Below are 15,889 nucleotides of genomic sequence, written 5' to 3' on the forward strand. Positions count from 1 at the left end.
AGGGAGCACCATGAGCGCTCATCCCTACAGCCCGGCCTTCGGAATCGCCGGCTTCGGATTCGTGTCCGGCGCACTGTCGGTCGATGAGGACGGGGTCGCGGTCCCCGGTCGCCGGGAAGCTCTCGAAGCCGCGATGGCGCGGCTGAGCGAGCGATTCTCGACCATCGATATGACGCTCGAGCACATTGTGAAGACCACCTATTTCGTCACCGACGTCGCCCTGCGGGACGAGGCGAACAGGCACTACGAGGCGGTATTCGCCGAGCCGCGCCCGGCGCGGTCGTTCGTCGAGGTCGCCGCGCTGCCCTACGGCGCGACGGTCGAGATCGAGGCCATCGCCCACCGCGGGTAGCGCACCCGCGTCCCACCAATCACCCACAGAGGAAGGCACACATCATGTCCAGCACCGAAAAGACCGGCGTCGATCTCGAAGCCCTGATCGACTCCTGCATCGCCGCCGCCGGCACCCGCTTCGAGGACTGGGACACGCTCGGGTTCCAGGCGGCCAAGGGCGGCGACCGTTTCAACCGGGCACAGATCCGCTACATCGGCTCGGGGGCCACCGGCAACCACGACACCGACAACAACATCATCAAGGCCGACCACTTCACCTTCTCCAATATGCGCCTGCCCGCAGGCGCGGTCGGCCCCGAACACACCCATCACGATGTCGAAGAGGTCTTCTACGTGCTCGAGGGCGAGATCGAGGTCGCCGTCCACGATGTCGAGGACGGGACGAAGAAGGCCGTGCGCACGCTCGGCTACCGCGACCTGATCCGCGTCCCCGCCGGGGTACCGCGCAGCCTCGCGAACGTCTCCGACTCCGACGCGCTGTTCTGCGTCATCATCGGCACCCCCAAGCCGCAGCTGCCCACCTACCCGCCCAGCTCCGAAATGTTCGGCGTCACCCGCTGATCCGAGCCGGAAGAAGGACGAGGAGAGCCCGATGGACGAGCCGATGAGGCGGACGCTGCGCGTCCAGCAGAAGACCTGGGAAGCCGACGGCGTCATCGGCATCACCTTTGTCGACCCGTCCGGTGCGGATCTGCCCGCCTGGGAACCCGGCGCACATCTCGCGCTGCATCTGCCGAACGGGCTCGTCCGGGAGTATTCGCTCTGCTCGGACCCGGCGGACCGGTCGCGCTGGACGGTGACGGTGCTGCGCACCCCGGATTCGCGGGGCGGCAGCACCCATATCCACGACCTCCTGCCGGTCGGTGGGTTGCTCGAGGTCGAGGGGCCCCGGCAGAACTTCGCGCTCGACACCGCGGCCCGCCACATCCTGGTCGCGGGCGGGATCGGTATCACCCCGATCCTCTCGATGGTGCGCACCCTGCACCGGGACGGCGCGGACTGGACACTGCTCTACACCGGACGATCCCGGTCGACGATGGCGTTTCTCGACGAGATCGACGCCCTGCCCGCCGACCGCGTGACGATCCACGCGGACGACGCGGCAGCGGGTCGGTTCCCCGACCTCGCCGGGCTGCTCGGGGATATCGATGCCGGCACCGTCGTCTACTGCTGCGGTCCCGAGTCGTTGATGTCCGCGTGCCGCGACGCGCTCCCGGACGCCGGGCAGTTGCGGATCGAGCGATTCAAGGCGCCCGAACCGATCGCCACCAGGGAGGACACGGCATTCGACGTGATCCTCGCCGGCAGCGGCCGCCGGATCCCGGTCGGCCCGGATGTCTCGGTCCTGAGCGCACTGCGGAACGCCGGTGTGCCGGTGGAGAGCTCGTGCACCGAGGGTATCTGCGGGACCTGCGAGGTCGGTGTCGTCAAGGGCGATGTCGAGCACCGCGACTTCCTGCTCTCACCCGAGGAGCAGCAGACCGGCGGCACCATGTTCGTCTGCGTTTCCCGGTGCCGCTCCGCCGAACTCGTCCTCGACCTGTAACCGGCACTCCCTCGACAGAAAGGTCGATCATGCGATTCTCCGGAACACCGGTCTGTACTCTGCGCGCATTGCGGTCGGTATCGGTCACGGTGCCCGATCCGGCCCGTTCGCGCGACTTCTATCACGAGGCCTGGGGGTTGAGCACCGTCGACGAAGACGGTGACACCTTCTGGCTGCGTGCCACGGGCAGCGAGCACCATGTGCTGCAACTGCGCGCCGGCGCCGGGAACGCACTGGACCGGATCACATTCGCGCTCGCGACCCCGCGTGAGGTCGACGAGGCGGCCCGCGCACTGCAGAAGCTGGGTGTCCCACTGCTGCGCGAACCCGGCCCGCTCGACGACGCGGGCGGCGGCTACGGTCTGCAACTCGTCGATCCGGAGGGCCGGTGCCTCGAGCTGTCCGCCGATACGTTCGCCGTCTCCGCGCAGGAACCGGCCGGCCGCCGGGCGATCCCCCGCAAGCTCGCGCATGTCGTGCTCAACACCAGCGATATCGATCGCACCGCCGACTTCTACACCCAGGTGCTCGGTATGCGGATCTCGGACTGGTCCGAACACCAGATGACCTTCCTGCGCTGTAATTCCGACCATCACGTCATCGCCCTGAACCAGGCCGACTTCCCGTCGATCAACCACGTGGCCTACGAGATGGAGAGCCTCGACCATTTCATGCGCGGGCTCGGCAGTCTCAAACGCAGCGGCATCGTTGCGCAGTGGGGTCCCGGCCGGCACGGTCCGGGCGACAACACCTTCTCGTACTTCACCGATCCGGCCGGGCTGGTGTGCGAGTACACGTCCGAGGTGGCGCAGATCGACGAGGATCGCTGGCTGTGCCGGACCTGGAAGCGTACGCCCGAACTCTCCGACCAGTGGGGGACGGCGGGTCCGCCGACGACCACGGTCCGCGCGGCGATGGCCGGCATACCCGATCTCGGGCATCGCCACCTGGTCACCCCGGGGATCGACGACTACTTCTACGGGGGACAGTGATGCGCCGGGTGCAGCCGTGACCGGCCCGGCCGCGCCGGCCCGGGCGACCCGGTGGGTTTCGGCGCGGGGGATCTCGCTCGAGGTCCGCGGGGCGGGCGATCCGGTGCTGCTCCTGCACGGTATCGGCGGTAGTGCGGCAGCCTGCGCTGCACTGGCCGAGATGCTGAGCGCGCACGGCTACCGCACGTACTGCTGGGACGCGCCGGGATACGGGCGGTCGGCCGATCCGGCGCCGAGTGCGGACAATTCCACCGCGGGCTACGACCACGCGCTGGTGGTCGCGGAACTGATCGCCGAACTCGGTGGCGGGCCCGTGCATCTGCTCGGCACGTCGTGGGGCGGGGTGATCGCGACCGCGGTCGCCGCCGCGCATCCCGCGTCGGTCCGTTCGCTCGTCCTGGCCGACAGCACCCGCGGCTCGGGGGTTCACCCGGAGCGGGCGCAGGGGATGCGGGCCCGCATCGGTGAGCTGCGTGCGCTCGGCGGCCCGGCATTCGCGGCGGCCCGCGCGCCGCGACTGGTCTCGCCCACCTGCCCCGAAGAGGTCGCGCGCACTGTGGAATCCGATATGGCACAGGTCCGGCTACCCGGTTACACCGCCGCCGCCGAGTACATGGCCCGCACCGATACCGGGCCGAGCCTGGCCACCCTGGCGGCACCCACGCTGGTGCTGGTCGGGGCAGACGACATCGTCACCGGCGTCGACGAATCCCGGCTGCTGGCCGACGCGATTCCCGGCGCTCGCTTCGGGCTGATCCTGGGCGCCGGACATGCGGCAGTGCAGGAGAAGCCGGTGGAGACGGCCGCGCACATCCTGCGGTTCTGGAAGGAACTGGACGAATGAGCAGACTTGTCGTGGTCACCGGGGCCGGCCGGGGACTGGGTTTCGCGATCGCCGAGCGGCTGGCCGCCGCGGGCGACCGGGTCGTCATCGCGGAGATGCGCGCCGAACTGGCCGACGGTGCCGAGAAGTCACTGCGGGACAAGGGGTACGACGTCACCGCGGTGGTCACCGATATCGCCGACCGCGATTCGGTGGTCGCCCTCGCGGGCCGGGTAGCCGACCTGGGTGGCGCGGACGCGCTGGTCAACAATGCCGCACTCGCGGACGGTGTCGGCGGTGACGCGTTCTGGGAACTCGATGAGGGGTTCTTCCAGAAGGTGATGACTGTCAACGCGTTCGGGACCTGGCTGGTCAGCAAGCATCTCTTCGCCCAGTTGGCGCGGGGCGGTAACGGCGCCATCGTGAATATCGCCTCCGATGCCGCCCTGTACGGCTCGCCCCGCCTGGTGCACTATGTCGGCTCCAAGGGCGCGGTCATGGCGATGACCCGCACGATGGCGCGCGACGGGGGCCCGCACGGGCTGCGGGTCAATGCCGTCGCCCCCGGCCTGACCCGGGTCGAGGCCACGGCCACGGTACCGGCATCGCGGTACCGGCTCTACGCCGACAACCAGGCGCTGGACCGCGAACAGACCCCCGACGACGTCGCGGGCACGGTGCAGTTCCTGCTCTCGGACGCGGCGAGCTACCTGACCGGCCAGACCCTGGTGGTCGACGGGGGATTCGTCATGAACTGACCGCCCGCCGCTATCCGAAACCTACGCCGCACAAGGAGACCGACCCTCGATGGATCTGCAACTCACCGACCGCACCGTGGTCGTCACCGGCGCGAGTTCCGGGGTGGGACTGGCGACGACCCGGATGCTTCTCGCCGAGGGCGCCCGGGTCGCCGCCTGCGCCCGCGATCTGGACCGGTTGCGCACCGCGATCGATTCGATCGACGGTGCCGATCACGCCAGGATCCACCTGGCGGCCTGCGATGTCACCGACCGAGCCGAGGTGGAAGCCTTCATCGGCTCCACCGCCGAGCGTTTCGGCGGTATCGACGGGCTGGTGTGCAATGCCGGTCGCTCCCTGATGGCACCGCTGTCGGAGACCACCGACGAGCAGATCCGCGCGGAATTCGACCTGAAAATCTTCGGCTCCTGGAATCTGGTGCGTGCGGCCCGCAGTGCGCTGGCCGCCGCGGACCGCGGCGCCGTCGTCAATGTCAACGCGATCCTGTCCCGGCAGCCGGAGCCCCGGCTCGCCGTCACCTCGGCCGCACGGGCCGCGCTGCTCAACCTCACCCACTCCATGGCCGAGGATCTCGCCGCGGACGGGACCCGGGTGAACTCGGTGCTGCTCGGACTCGTCGACACCGGCCAGTGGCGCCGCCGGTTCGAGACCTCGGGGACCGCACTCGACTACGACGCGTGGAGCGCCGAGATCGCCGCCGACCGCGGTATCGCGCTGGGCCGGTTCGGCACCGCCGACGAGGTCGCGTTCCCCATCGTCACCCTGCTCTCGCCGCTGAGCGGCTACACCACCGGCACCAGTATCGACGTCGGTGGTGGCGTCGGCCGCTACATCTGACCATCAGCCCGGCCCGGCGGATCCGCCGTTCCCAGATCTCTCCGGAGGACAACCCATGACGACCACCGACAGCCCCGGCGCGAAGGATCCCACCGGTGGCGATGTGCTCGTCGCCGTAATGCGCAGGCACGGCATCGACACCGCCTTCGGCGTGATCAGCATCCACAATCTGCCGCTCGTCGAGGCGGTGGCGCGGGAGCTGAACTTCGTGGCGGTACGCCATGAGGCCGCGGCAGTCAACGCCGCCGACGGCTACGCGCGCGCGACCGGCAGGATCGGAGTCGCGATCACCAGCACCGGGACCGGCGCCGGAAATGCCGCGGGTTCGATGCTCGAAGCATTGACCGCGGGGAGCCGGGTGCTGCATGTGACCGGCCAGATCGAGAGCGAGTACCTCGGTTCCGGCGGATCGACGCGGGGTGTGATCCACGAGGTGCCCAAACAGCTGCAGATGCTCGATGCCGTCTCCCGTTACGCGACGACCATCGAAGCCGCGGAGGATGTCGAAGCGGATCTGGAAACCGCCATCGCCCATATCCTCGCCGCTCCGCAGGGCCCGGCCAGTGTGGAATGGCCCTCGGATCTGCAATATCTGGCGCGTCCGGCCGATCAGCGCGGGTACGACCCGCCGGTCTTCGACGTGCCGGTACCGGAGCGCGACGCGATCACCGCGGCAGTCGCCCTGCTGGCGGCGGCCGAGCGTCCCCTGATCTGGGTCGGCGGGGGAGCGGCGGGCGCGAGAACCGAACTGGCCACGCTGCTGCACACCCTCGGAGCGGGTCTGCTGACCAGCAACTCGGGGCGGGCGATCGTGCCCGAGGACGACCCGTTGGTGATCGGGAACTTCGCGACGGCGCCGGAGGTCGCGCCCCTGCTCGCGGACGCCGACCTGCTGCTGTCGATCGGCACCCACTTCCGCTCCAACGAGACCAAGAGCTACCACCTGCAGTTACCGGACACACAAATCCAGATCGATGTGGACCCGGCGGCCGTCGGCCGTATCTATCCGGCGAAGGTCGGCCTCGTGGGTGATGCCGCGGCCACCCTCGCCGCGATCAACGACGGCCTGACGAGCACCTCGGTGGACCCGGGGTGGTCCGGCCGGGTCACCGACACCAGGGGGGCGGTCCGCGCGGCGCTCACGGCCTATATCGGCGGGTACGCGGAGATCTGCGAAGGGATGCGGTCGGTACTGCCGCGCGAATCCGTGGTCGCGCGCGATGTGACCATCCCCTCCAGCCAGTGGGGCAACCGATTGCTGCCCTTCTACGAACGCGAGACCAATATCTTCCCCCTCGGGGGTGGTATCGGGCAGGGCCTGGCCATGGGGATCGGCGCCGCGCTCGGACGGCCCGAGGTGCCGACCGCGGTGATCGCCGGGGACGGCGGTCTCGCCGTACACCTCGGCGAACTCGCCTCGCTCGCCGGCAACGGCGCCTGGTGCGTCGTGGTGATCTTCAACGACGGTGGTTACGGTGTACTGCGGAACATGCAGGCGGCCAACGGTTTCGACCGGTCCGGTGTCGATCTGTTCACGCCCCGGTTCGATCTGCTCGCGTCCGCACTCGATATGCCCTACACCCTGGTCCAGGGCCCGGGACGTTTCGCGAAGGCGTTCGCGGACGCGGTGGCGACCCGCGGTCCGGCGATCGTCGAGGTCGATGTGGCCGCGGTCGAACCGCCGCCCGGCCCCTTCACCCCACCGGTGCACATCCCGATTCGGGAGGGCTGATCCGATGACCGGCAACGAATGGGACGACGACACCCCGGCGCACGCGCTGGTGTGCCTGCACGCCGGACCGGGCCCGGCCCGCTGGTTCGCCGGCCAGATCGAAACGCTCGGCGCGATCGCGCACCGGTCCCGGGCGCTGGACGCGGCCGACGCGGAGCACGTCGACGCCTGGGTCGACGAGGTGGCATCCGCCGTGACAGCCCTCGGCCACGACCGCGTGCACCTCCTCGCCACGGGCGCCACCACATACGGCGCCATCGCCCTCGCCGCCCGGTACCCCGCGCTCGTCACCAGCCTCGTGCTGGGCGACCCGGAGGCCGACCCGGACGCTCCCGGATACGGCGAACTGCTGGCACAGGTGGCCGCCCCGACCCTGGTGATCGCCTCGGTCCCCGACGAGCGCGTGGATATCGCGCAGGCACAGAGCATCGCCGGCGGTATCGACAACGGGGTGTTCGTCGTCATCGACGGCGCCACGATCCCGGCCCACCGCGAACGCGCTGCCTCGTTCAACGAATGGGTCACCGCGTTCACCGTCATCGCCGAAGGTCTCGATGCCATGGCATCGCAGCAACAGGAGAAAACCCATGCCTGACACCACCGAGCACTACCTCGAGCCCAATCAGACCCACCCCGAACCGATCAGCCCCTACGAGACCAAGCTGTCCGGTTCGATCATGGAGATCTTCGGCCGGGGCACCCACGATCTGCCCGGGCTGATCGCCGGACTGAACGAGCTGGGCCTGCACGCGCCCGACGGGCAGGCCTGGACCGAGGACAATTTCCGCGCCGAGATGCGACGACTGGGAGACTGAGATGACCACCGCGACCACATCCGCCCCGACCGCGACCGGCGGTCCGAAGAAGCGCGCGGTCGGTGTCCGCAAGGAGATGACCGCCGCGGATATCGCCGCCACCGGGCTGCGTGACCGGTGGTATCCGATCCTGCCCTCGCGCATGGTGAAGCCCGGGGAATCCAAGAAGGTCACCCGGCTGTCCGTCGACTGGGTGCTGTTCCGGGACCCGCGGGGGACCGTCCATATGCTCGAGGACCGCTGCCCGCATCGCAGCGCACCGCTGTCGGTGGGCCAGCACCTCGGCGACCGGCTCGCCTGCAAATACCACGGTGTCCAGGTGGACGGCACCGGCACCGTCGTCTCCGTGCCGGGTATGCCCGGCTGCGCGCTCGAAGGTAAGCGGGCGACGGTGTCGTTGCGGGTCGTCGAGGCCGCCGACACCATTTTCGCGTACGTCCCGCTGACCGAGGATTCCGAGCCCACGCCGTTCGTCCTGCCCGATCGGCTCACCGACGAGGCGGTGTCCTGGTTTCCGAACTTCGCGGAATGGGCCGGACCGTGGCGTTTCTATATGGATAATGTGCTCGACCCGATGCACGGTGCGTTCCTGCACCGCGATTCGCATTCGATGTTCGGCGGCGACACCTCGGCGCGCTTCCGGATCCGGGAAACCGACCGCGGCTTCTTCTTCGAGAAAACCGATCAGGTCGGTGTGAACTTCGACTGGGTCGAGTACGTGCGCGGATCCATGGACTACGTCGACCTGGAGATCCCCTACGCGCCGAACGCCGGCCCCGGCGGCGTCTTCGGCATCGTCGGTATGGCCACCCCGATCGACGCGGACAATTCCGCGATCTTCCACTGGCGCACCCGCCGCGTGGACGGCTGGGAGCGTGAGGTGTGGCGCTTCCTCTACCGCACCCGGCTCGAGGCCCGGCACTGGGAAGTGCTCGAACAGGACCGCGAGGTGCTCGAGGCCCTGGCCGCCGACGCCGACCACGAAGAACACCTGTACCAGCACGACCTCGGTGTCTCGCGTATTCGCCGCATCTACCGCGCGGACGCGAGGAAACAGGCGGCGATCCTGGCGGGCGAAACGGTATGAGCGCGCCGCGGGCGGATTCCGCCGACACCATGATGCTGACGGTGTTCCTGCGGCACGACCAGTCGCAGAACCTGGAACAGATCCAGGGCCGGCTCGACGAGGCCGGCTGGTGGCAGAATTTTCCGCCCGCGGGCTGCGAGGTCGTCTCCTGGGTGGTCGCGATGGGCGTGGGACAGATCGTGACACTGCGGCTACCGGTGGCGCGGCTTGCCGCCGTCAATGTGGAGCTGGAACGGCGGGCGTGGGGTGTGTTCCACACCGACTTCTACCCGACCTACGACTTCGTGCCGGTGCGCGAGCGGCTGACCCGCGAATCCGGCGAGCGGCGCGGCGTATGACCCGGGTGGCGGCGGAGACGGTCGCGGAGGCGCCGCGGCCGGGCATGTTCAGCAATGCCAGGGTGCACGGCGATCAGTTCTTCCTGTCCGGGATGCATGCGGGTGAACCCGGCGGGATCGTCGGCGGCGCCGACACCTATCTACAGGCCCGGGAGGCGTTCCGGCGGGTACGCGCGCTCACCGAGGCCTGCGGGGCCGTCGTGGACGACATCCTCGTCCTGCGCGTCTATCTGACCGATATCGCCGACCGGGCGGCGGTCGGCAGGGCGCGCGCCGAGGTGTTCTCCGGCGACTTCCCGTGCTCGACGCTGGTCGAGGTATCGGCGCTCGTCGAATCCGGCCTGAAGGTGGAGATCGAGGCCCAGGGCGTCATCGGGTCACACAGCGGCACCTGGTCCGCCGCCGGTTCGGATCGCACGCACACTCTCGAAAGTTGAGGACAGAATCATGAGCAAGGCACCGAGCGTGGCCGTCTGCGGGGCGGGTATCGGCGGTCTCACCGCAGCCCTCGCACTCCGGAAGATCGGCATCGACGCGCAGGTCTTCGAGCGGACGAGCCGATTCGCCCGGGTCGGCGCGGATATCAATCTCACCCCGAATGCCGTCCGCGCGCTCGACGGCCTCGGCCTGGGTGCGGCGCTGCGGGATTCGGCGGCCCGGCCGCAGTTCCGGATCAGCCGGACCTGGGATACGGGCGCGGAGACCTCACGGCTCGAGATGGGGTCCTCGGCGGAGGCACGTTATGGCTCACCGCAACTCACTCTGCACCGCGGTGATCTCATGTCCGCCCTCGAATCGGCGCTGCCGGAGGACAACATCTCGCTGGGCCGACAGGTCGTCGATATCCGCGACGGAGTAATCCATTTCGCCGACGGCGGGGTCCACCGAGCCGACGTGATCATCGGTGCGGACGGTATCCATTCCGCGGTCCGCACCGCGCTGTTCGGCCCCGAGCATCCCACCTTCACCGGTGTCGTGGCGTTCCGTGCGGTCGTCCCGGCGGCGGCGGTCGCCGCGGTGCCGAATCTGGACAGCTTCACCAAATGGTGGGGGCCGGACGCCGCGACCCAGATCGTGACGTTCCCGCTGAGCCAGGGAAAGGACATCTTCATCTTCGCCACCTGCGCGCAGGAGGAGTGGACCGAGGAGTCGTGGACGACCCCCGGCAGCGCCGACGAACTGCGTGACCTGTACCGGAACTTCCACCCGGAGGCGCGCGCCCTGCTCGACGCCTGTGACGACGTTCTCAAATCCGCGCTGTACGTGCGTGATCCGCTGCCCGGGTGGACACAGGGCAGGGTCACCCTGCTCGGCGACGCGTGCCATCCGATGATGCCGTTCATGGCTCAGGGAGCGGGGCAGGCGATCGAGGACGCGGTGGTGCTGGCGCGCTGCCTCGGGTCGGATACCTACGCCGACGTGGCCGATGCCCTGATCGGGTACGAGACCACCCGGATGGACCGGACCGCCCGGATCCAGCGCGGCTCCCGGTCCAACGAATGGCTGAAAACAGCGGGCAACGGCGACTGGGTGTACGAGTACGACGCCTGGAACGTGGCACTGGCCGGCGCATAGTCACCGGTCCGTCGCCGACCCCGCCGAGTGGTCGCGGACCGATCCGTTGTGCCGAGGGGTGCGTGCCCAGGACCGGACTCCTTACTCGGCTGCAACGAGTGACCGGTTCCGCGGTCGCCCTTCCGGCGATCGTGCGCTGTGCACCGAGGTGCCGACGCGATCGATTCCCCAAGCAGGGCCGGGTCGATGATCCGGCGCTGTGGGAGCCCGTACTCGGTCTGCGACGCGATTTCCTGGACGCCGCGTTCGAGCAGGCGCGGCAATCGTTCCGCTCGATGGACAACTTCGCCGGAAGCGGGCCGGGTGCCGACGCCATCTCTCGCGGCGCAGCGAACGAAACCGGCGGGCTGAACCGGCGCAGTGCGCGCATCGTGGCGGCCGGCCGATTCCGGCCCGGGACCGATGGGCCCGGGCCGGGTTGCCCTGTCCGGTCAGTCCACGAGGGACGGGAGGACCAGATCGCGGTAGCGCTGCTTCATCGTCTCGATCACCTCGTGGCCGTCGCCGGCCCAGAGCGCGGCATTGAAGATCTCGACCTCGACGTCGCCGCGGTAACCGGCGGCGCGAACCCACCCGCCGATGGTCGCGAAATCGATGACGCCATCGCCCATCATGCCGCGCGACAGCAGCGGATCGGCGGTCATCGGGTTCAGCCAGTCACACACCTGATAGGAGCTGATCCGTCCGGCGGCACCGGCCTGGGCGATCTGCTCCGCCACGGCCGGATCCCACCAGATATGGAAGGTGTCGACCACGACGCCCACGGTCTCCGCCGGAAACGGCCGGGCCATGGACAAAGCCTGCGCCAGTGTGGATATCACCGCACGGTCGGCACAGAACATCGGGTGCAGCGGCTCCAGGGCGAGGCGGACACCGCGCTCGGCCGCATACGGGACCAGTAGAGCGAGCCGCTCGTTCACCCGCTCCCGGGCGGCGACGAGGTCCCGGTCCGGTATACCGCCGACCACCATCACCAGTTCCCGGGTGCTCAGCGTCGCCGCGTCGTCGATGGCACGGCGGTTGTCGTCGAGTGCCGCCCGACCATCGCCCGACTCGGTCAGGAAGCCGCCGCGGCACAGACTGGAGACGCGCAACCCGGCGTCGGCGACGATCTTCGCCGCGGCGGCGGCGCCGATTTCGTCGACCCGGTCGCGCCACAGCCCGACCGCGCCGAGCCCCGCACGGGCCGCGCCCTCTACCGCCTCGGTGAGCGTCCACCGCTTCGTTGTCGCCGTATTCAGCGACAGCGATCGATACGGATCGGCCGGGTCGAATGGAATATGCTGTGCCGCAACAGATGTCATGAGATAGAACCGTTCAGCTCGAGGTAGACCCGCATGCGGTGGGCGGCCAGCTCCGGGTCCGACAGCAGTCCGGCCTTGTCCGCGAGGCGGAACAATTCGGCCAGGTGAGGTACGGACCGCCCCGTGGCCAGCCCTGCCACCATCGAGAAACCCGGTTGCCGGCCGTTGAGCCACGACAGGAATGCGATACCCGTCTTGTAGTAGTAGGTCGGTGCGGCGAAGATGTGCCGACCGAGTGCCCGGGTGGCGCCGAGTATTTCCGACGCACGCGTTACATTGCCGTTGTCGAGTTCCTGTAGCGCGGTCGACGCGGCCGGGTAGATCGCCGCGAAGATACCCAGTAATGCGTCCGAATGCCCCTGCGCGTCACCGACGATCAGCTCGGGATAGTTGAAATCGTCACCCGTGTACAGCCGCACCCCGTCGGGCAGCGCGCGGCGCAGTGCGACCTCGTGTGCCGCGTCGAGCAGCGAGACCTTGACTCCGTCGATCTTCGATCGGTTGTTCTCGATGAGCGTACGGAAGGTCGCAGTAGCGGTATCGATATCGGAGCTGCCCCAGTACCCGTGCAGCGCGGGATCGAACATGGTGCCGAGCCAGTGCAGGATCACCGGTCGGTCCACACCGGCCAGCAGCTTCTCGTAGACATAGAGGTAGTCGGCGGCCGAACGGGCGACCTGTACAAGTGCCCGTGAGGCCATCAGGATCACCTGCGCTCCGGCATCGGTCACCACATCGATCTGCTCGCGGTAGGCGTCGATGATCCGGTCGAGGCCGGCCGATCCGGCGGGGAGTCCGGTGGGGTCGAGCTGATCGGTCCCGGCGCCGCAGGCGAGCCTGCCACCGGCCGCGGCCGCCTCGGCGCCGGATCGCCGGATCAATTCGGCCGTCGCTGCCCAGTCGAGGCCCATGCCGCGCTGTGCGGTGTCCATGGCATCGGCGACACCGAGCCCGTAGGACCACAATTCGTGCCGGTAGGCCAGGGTCGCGTCCCAGTCGACAGCCGCGGGCGCGCCCGGTGTGTTGTCGCCGGTCACCCGTGGAATCACATGTGCGGCAGCGAAAGCCACACGCGAGGTGATCGGTGCCGTCGGCCGTGTCCAGGCGCCCGGTGTGCCGAGAACGTACGGTTCGAGCCCTCCGTCGACGGGAAGCACGACCGACACACCGGTGGACATGGCGGTCACAGCGTGACCTCCGGGATCTCGATCCGGCGGCCTTCGGCGGAACTGCGCAGGCCCAGTTCGGCCAGTTGGACACCGCGGGCGGCGGACAGTAGCCCGTAGCGATGCGACCGTCGGTTCACCACGTCGGTGAGAAACTCCTCCCACTGCAATTTGAAACCGTTGTCCAGATCCGCGTTCGCGGGCACTTCCAGCCATTGATCACGGAACGGCTCGGTGACCGGGAGATCCGGATTCCAGACCGGCTTGGGCGTGTGCGAGCGATGCTGGGCGACGCATTTGCGCAGGCCGGCGACGGCTGAGCCGTGCGTTCCGTCGATCTGGAATTCGACGAGCTCATCGCGGTACACGCGGACCGCCCACGACGAGTTGATCTGCGCGACGACGCCGTTCTCCATCTCGAAGATCCCGTAGGCGGCATCATCGGCGGTGGCCGAATACGGCTGCCCCTGTTCGTCCCATCGGGTGGGGATATGGGTCGTCGCTTTCGCGGTGACCGCCTCGACCTTGCCGAGCAGGCCCTCGAGCACGTAGTTCCAATGGCAGAACATATCCACGACGATGCCGCCGCCGTCCACGGTCCGGTAGTTCCAGCTGGGTCGCTGGGCGGGTTGGCCGTCGCCCTCGAAGACCCAGTACCCGAACTCGCCGCGCAGCGACAGGATCCGGCCGAAGAAGCCTTCGTCGACGAGCCTGCGCATTTTCACCAGGCCGGGCAGGTAGAGCTTGTCGTGCACGACGCCCGCGGTAACGCCGGCGTCGGCCGCCACCCGGGCCAGTTCCACGGCTTCGGTCAGGGTCTCGGCGGTCGGCTTCTCGGTGAAGACGTGTTTGCCCGCCTTCATCGCCGCGGCGAGCGCCTCGGCGCGACGTGAGGTGACCTGCGCGTCGAAATAGATATCGATGGACGGGTCGGCGATGACCGCGGCGGCGTCGGTGCTCCATTCGGCGATGCCGTGCTGTTCGGCGAGTTCGGCGAGCCGGGCGGCATTGCGGCCGACGAGGACCGGCTCCACCAGGACGCGGGTGCCGTCCGGGAGCAGCAGCCCACCGCCATCGCGGATAGGCAGGATCGATCGCATCAGGTGCTGGCGGTAGCCCATGCGACCGGTGACGCCGTTCATGGCGATGCGGAGCGTGCGCGGGGCAGGGGAATCGGGCATTGGTCTGTGCCTCTTCTGATTTGCGTGGCCGACGACCGCGGAACGGGTCGTGGACGATGCGGATGGATCCGTATACGCGGAGTGGACGAGCAGCGTCGGAATGCGCTTTCCAAGCTATGCTAGTCCTGAAGTCCGGTCAACCCCCACGACTATCGAGAGAACGAGGCACCTGGCCATGGCGGCTGTGAGATTGCAAGATGTCGCGACCCGGGCGGGCGTCTCCCTGGCGACCGCGTCTCGGGTGCTCAACGGCTCCTCGCGGGTCCCCGGCGAAGGCGTCGCCGACCGGGTGCGCGCCGCTGCCGCCGAATTGGGATATGTGGCAAACGCCCAGGCCCAGGCTCTCGCGCGGGCTTCGACGGGACTCATCGGACTCGTCGTGCACGATATCGCCGACCCCTACTTCTCCTCGATCGTGCAGGGTGTCCAGGTGGCCGCGCGCCGGGCGGGCAAGCTCGTGCTTCTGGCCAGTACGCAACGCGACTTCGATATCGAACGCGAATCCGTGAGCACCTTCATCTCGCACCGCGCCGACGCGATCATCCTGGCGGGGTCACGCCAGAGCGGGGATCTCGACCGCGATCTCGAGAAGGAATGCGCGCGGTACCTGGACAACAGCGGCAAGGTTGTGGTGATAGGGCAGCCGCTGTCTTTCGGTGCCGCAGTGGAACCCGAAAACCACTCGGCCTCGGCGCAATTGGCATACGCCCTCCTCGAGCAGGGGCACCGGGACTTCGCCGTCATCGGTGGGCCGGGCAATATCAGGACCGCGGTCGACCGGCGCAACGGTTTCGTCGAGGCGCTCGCGGCGCAGGGTGTGACACCGCTGGTGGAGATCGCGGGAGACTTCTCGCGGGACGGTGGGGCCGGCGCCGCTCGTCGCCTCGCCGCCGCGCTGGACCTGCGCTCCGGAGCGGTCGGCAACGCCGCGCCCTGTGTTTTCGCGGTCAGTGATGTGATGGCGATCGGAGCGATCGCGGCATGGCGCGGGCTGGGCCTCGCGGTCCCCGATGATGTCTGTGTCGCCGGGTTCGACGATATTCCGACGCTGCGGGACCATGTGCCCGGTCTTTCGACGGTGGCGCTGCCGCTGGTGGAGATCGGCGAGCACGCCGTCCGGCTCGCGCTCGACGACTCGGCGACGGCCGCACACGTCCACGAACTCGTCCCCGGACGCGTCATCCTGCGCGACAGCAGCATTTTGCGCCCGGTCTGAACTGGGAAAATTACGAACCCTTGACACTGTGGGTCCGGTCACACTAGCCTCGGTGACAGCTTCGGAAAGCGCATTCCCGGCGGGTGTAGTGCGAACCCCGCTCCACTACTAGCTTTAGGACCCCAGATGGCGGTAGTCACGTCCGTCGAGGCCAGCCCCTCCGC

General features: G+C 68.7%; 18 protein-coding genes. 15 read left to right on the forward strand and 3 right to left on the reverse strand.

Features of this window, described 5'->3' with window-relative positions:
* The first annotated feature begins 10 nt into the window (after positions 1-10).
* The 14 genes from ACQPYS_RS11655 to ACQPYS_RS11720 are packed head-to-tail and all read left to right on the forward strand — an operon-like array spanning position 11 to position 10,858.
* Complete coding sequence (locus ACQPYS_RS11655; RefSeq protein WP_433492598.1) at positions 11-352, forward strand: RidA family protein; 342 nt, start codon at positions 11-13, stop codon at positions 350-352.
* 44 nt (positions 353-396) lie between these two features.
* Positions 397-915 (forward strand): cupin domain-containing protein, encoded by a 519-nt coding sequence (locus tag ACQPYS_RS11660; protein ID WP_433492599.1) that lies wholly within the window; start codon positions 397-399, stop codon positions 913-915.
* A 31-nt stretch (positions 916-946) separates the two neighbouring features.
* Complete coding sequence (locus ACQPYS_RS11665) at positions 947-1,900, forward strand: PDR/VanB family oxidoreductase (RefSeq protein ID WP_431938972.1); 954 nt, start codon at positions 947-949, stop codon at positions 1,898-1,900.
* A 29-nt stretch (positions 1,901-1,929) separates the two neighbouring features.
* Positions 1,930-2,892 (forward strand): VOC family protein, encoded by a 963-nt coding sequence (locus tag ACQPYS_RS11670; RefSeq protein WP_063036210.1) that lies wholly within the window; start codon positions 1,930-1,932, stop codon positions 2,890-2,892.
* A gap of 16 nt (positions 2,893-2,908) precedes the next feature.
* Positions 2,909-3,736, forward strand: a complete 828-nt coding sequence (locus ACQPYS_RS11675) for an alpha/beta fold hydrolase (RefSeq protein ID WP_433492600.1) — start codon at positions 2,909-2,911, stop codon at positions 3,734-3,736.
* On the forward strand, positions 3,733-4,473 hold the full coding sequence (locus ACQPYS_RS11680) for an SDR family oxidoreductase (RefSeq protein WP_431938969.1): 741 nt from the start codon (positions 3,733-3,735) through the stop codon (positions 4,471-4,473). The genes ACQPYS_RS11675 and ACQPYS_RS11680 overlap by 4 nt, the downstream gene beginning before the upstream one ends.
* 49 nt (positions 4,474-4,522) lie before the next feature.
* On the forward strand, positions 4,523-5,311 hold the full coding sequence (locus ACQPYS_RS11685; RefSeq protein WP_063036213.1) for an SDR family oxidoreductase: 789 nt from the start codon (positions 4,523-4,525) through the stop codon (positions 5,309-5,311).
* A gap of 55 nt (positions 5,312-5,366) precedes the next feature.
* Positions 5,367-7,043 carry a thiamine pyrophosphate-binding protein gene (locus ACQPYS_RS11690; protein WP_433492601.1) on the forward strand — a complete coding sequence of 559 codons (1,677 nt, stop codon included), beginning with the start codon at positions 5,367-5,369 and terminating at the stop codon, positions 7,041-7,043.
* A 4-nt stretch (positions 7,044-7,047) separates the two neighbouring features.
* A complete protein-coding gene (locus ACQPYS_RS11695; protein WP_433492602.1) occupies positions 7,048-7,638 on the forward strand; it encodes an alpha/beta fold hydrolase in 591 nt (196 codons plus the stop codon).
* Positions 7,631-7,858 carry a recombinase-like helix-turn-helix domain-containing protein gene (locus ACQPYS_RS11700; protein WP_039829149.1) on the forward strand — a complete coding sequence of 76 codons (228 nt, stop codon included), beginning with the start codon at positions 7,631-7,633 and terminating at the stop codon, positions 7,856-7,858. Before ACQPYS_RS11695 ends, ACQPYS_RS11700 begins: the two co-directional genes overlap by 8 nt.
* 1 nt (position 7,859) lies before the next feature.
* Entirely contained in the window at positions 7,860-8,945 is a 1,086-nt protein-coding gene (locus ACQPYS_RS11705) for a Rieske 2Fe-2S domain-containing protein (RefSeq protein ID WP_433492603.1), read from the forward strand.
* Entirely contained in the window at positions 8,942-9,283 is a 342-nt protein-coding gene (locus ACQPYS_RS11710) for a hypothetical protein (RefSeq protein WP_063036217.1), read from the forward strand. Before ACQPYS_RS11705 ends, ACQPYS_RS11710 begins: the two co-directional genes overlap by 4 nt.
* A complete protein-coding gene (locus ACQPYS_RS11715; protein WP_433492604.1) occupies positions 9,280-9,720 on the forward strand; it encodes a RidA family protein in 441 nt (146 codons plus the stop codon). Before ACQPYS_RS11710 ends, ACQPYS_RS11715 begins: the two co-directional genes overlap by 4 nt.
* 10 nt (positions 9,721-9,730) lie before the next feature.
* Positions 9,731-10,858: an FAD-dependent monooxygenase gene (locus ACQPYS_RS11720; RefSeq protein WP_433492605.1), complete on the forward strand. Its 1,128-nt coding sequence runs from the start codon at positions 9,731-9,733 to the stop codon at positions 10,856-10,858.
* Positions 10,859-11,289: 431 nt separating this feature from the next.
* On the opposite strand, the gene ACQPYS_RS11725 is transcribed toward ACQPYS_RS11720, so the two are convergent.
* From ACQPYS_RS11725 to ACQPYS_RS11735, 3 genes are read right to left on the reverse strand one after another with little or no spacing between them, the layout of a single operon-like run.
* Entirely contained in the window at positions 11,290-12,162 is an 873-nt protein-coding gene (locus ACQPYS_RS11725) for a sugar phosphate isomerase/epimerase family protein (RefSeq protein WP_063036220.1), read from the reverse strand.
* On the reverse strand, positions 12,159-13,349 hold the full coding sequence (locus ACQPYS_RS11730; protein ID WP_157107216.1) for a dihydrodipicolinate synthase family protein: 1,191 nt from the start codon (positions 13,347-13,349) through the stop codon (positions 12,159-12,161). The genes ACQPYS_RS11725 and ACQPYS_RS11730 overlap by 4 nt, the downstream gene beginning before the upstream one ends.
* Positions 13,346-14,509, reverse strand: a complete 1,164-nt coding sequence (locus tag ACQPYS_RS11735; RefSeq protein WP_433492606.1) for a Gfo/Idh/MocA family protein — start codon at positions 14,507-14,509, stop codon at positions 13,346-13,348. Before ACQPYS_RS11735 ends, ACQPYS_RS11730 begins: the two co-directional genes overlap by 4 nt.
* 175 nt (positions 14,510-14,684) lie before the next feature.
* Here ACQPYS_RS11735 and ACQPYS_RS11740 point away from each other — a divergent pair, with 175 nt between their 5' ends.
* Positions 14,685-15,725, forward strand: a complete 1,041-nt coding sequence (locus tag ACQPYS_RS11740) for a LacI family DNA-binding transcriptional regulator (protein WP_433492607.1) — start codon at positions 14,685-14,687, stop codon at positions 15,723-15,725.
* Positions 15,726-15,889 lie beyond the last annotated feature (164 nt).

The organism is Nocardia grenadensis (genome assembly GCF_050942415.1).
GTDB lineage: Bacteria > Actinomycetota > Actinomycetes > Mycobacteriales > Mycobacteriaceae > Nocardia > Nocardia grenadensis.

Excerpts from the sequence above, each read along its gene's own strand:
- ACQPYS_RS11655 (WP_433492598.1), top strand. The coding sequence starts at position 11 with ATGAGCGCTCATCCCTACAGCCCGGCCTTCGGAATCGCCGGCTTCGGA.
- ACQPYS_RS11660 (WP_433492599.1), top strand. The coding sequence starts at position 397 with ATGTCCAGCACCGAAAAGACCGGCGTCGATCTCGAAGCCCTGATCGAC.
- ACQPYS_RS11665 (WP_431938972.1), top strand. The coding sequence starts at position 947 with ATGGACGAGCCGATGAGGCGGACGCTGCGCGTCCAGCAGAAGACCTGG.
- ACQPYS_RS11670 (WP_063036210.1), top strand. The coding sequence starts at position 1,930 with ATGCGATTCTCCGGAACACCGGTCTGTACTCTGCGCGCATTGCGGTCG.
- ACQPYS_RS11680 (WP_431938969.1), top strand. The coding sequence starts at position 3,733 with ATGAGCAGACTTGTCGTGGTCACCGGGGCCGGCCGGGGACTGGGTTTC.
- ACQPYS_RS11685 (WP_063036213.1), top strand. The coding sequence starts at position 4,523 with ATGGATCTGCAACTCACCGACCGCACCGTGGTCGTCACCGGCGCGAGT.
- ACQPYS_RS11690 (WP_433492601.1), top strand. The coding sequence starts at position 5,367 with ATGACGACCACCGACAGCCCCGGCGCGAAGGATCCCACCGGTGGCGAT.
- ACQPYS_RS11695 (WP_433492602.1), top strand. The coding sequence starts at position 7,048 with ATGACCGGCAACGAATGGGACGACGACACCCCGGCGCACGCGCTGGTG.
- ACQPYS_RS11700 (WP_039829149.1), top strand. The coding sequence starts at position 7,631 with ATGCCTGACACCACCGAGCACTACCTCGAGCCCAATCAGACCCACCCC.
- ACQPYS_RS11705 (WP_433492603.1), top strand. The coding sequence starts at position 7,860 with ATGACCACCGCGACCACATCCGCCCCGACCGCGACCGGCGGTCCGAAG.
- ACQPYS_RS11710 (WP_063036217.1), top strand. The coding sequence starts at position 8,942 with ATGAGCGCGCCGCGGGCGGATTCCGCCGACACCATGATGCTGACGGTG.
- ACQPYS_RS11715 (WP_433492604.1), top strand. The coding sequence starts at position 9,280 with ATGACCCGGGTGGCGGCGGAGACGGTCGCGGAGGCGCCGCGGCCGGGC.
- ACQPYS_RS11720 (WP_433492605.1), top strand. The coding sequence starts at position 9,731 with ATGAGCAAGGCACCGAGCGTGGCCGTCTGCGGGGCGGGTATCGGCGGT.
- ACQPYS_RS11725 (WP_063036220.1), bottom strand. The coding sequence starts at position 12,162 with ATGACATCTGTTGCGGCACAGCATATTCCATTCGACCCGGCCGATCCG.
- ACQPYS_RS11735 (WP_433492606.1), bottom strand. The coding sequence starts at position 14,509 with ATGCCCGATTCCCCTGCCCCGCGCACGCTCCGCATCGCCATGAACGGC.
- ACQPYS_RS11740 (WP_433492607.1), top strand. The coding sequence starts at position 14,685 with ATGGCGGCTGTGAGATTGCAAGATGTCGCGACCCGGGCGGGCGTCTCC.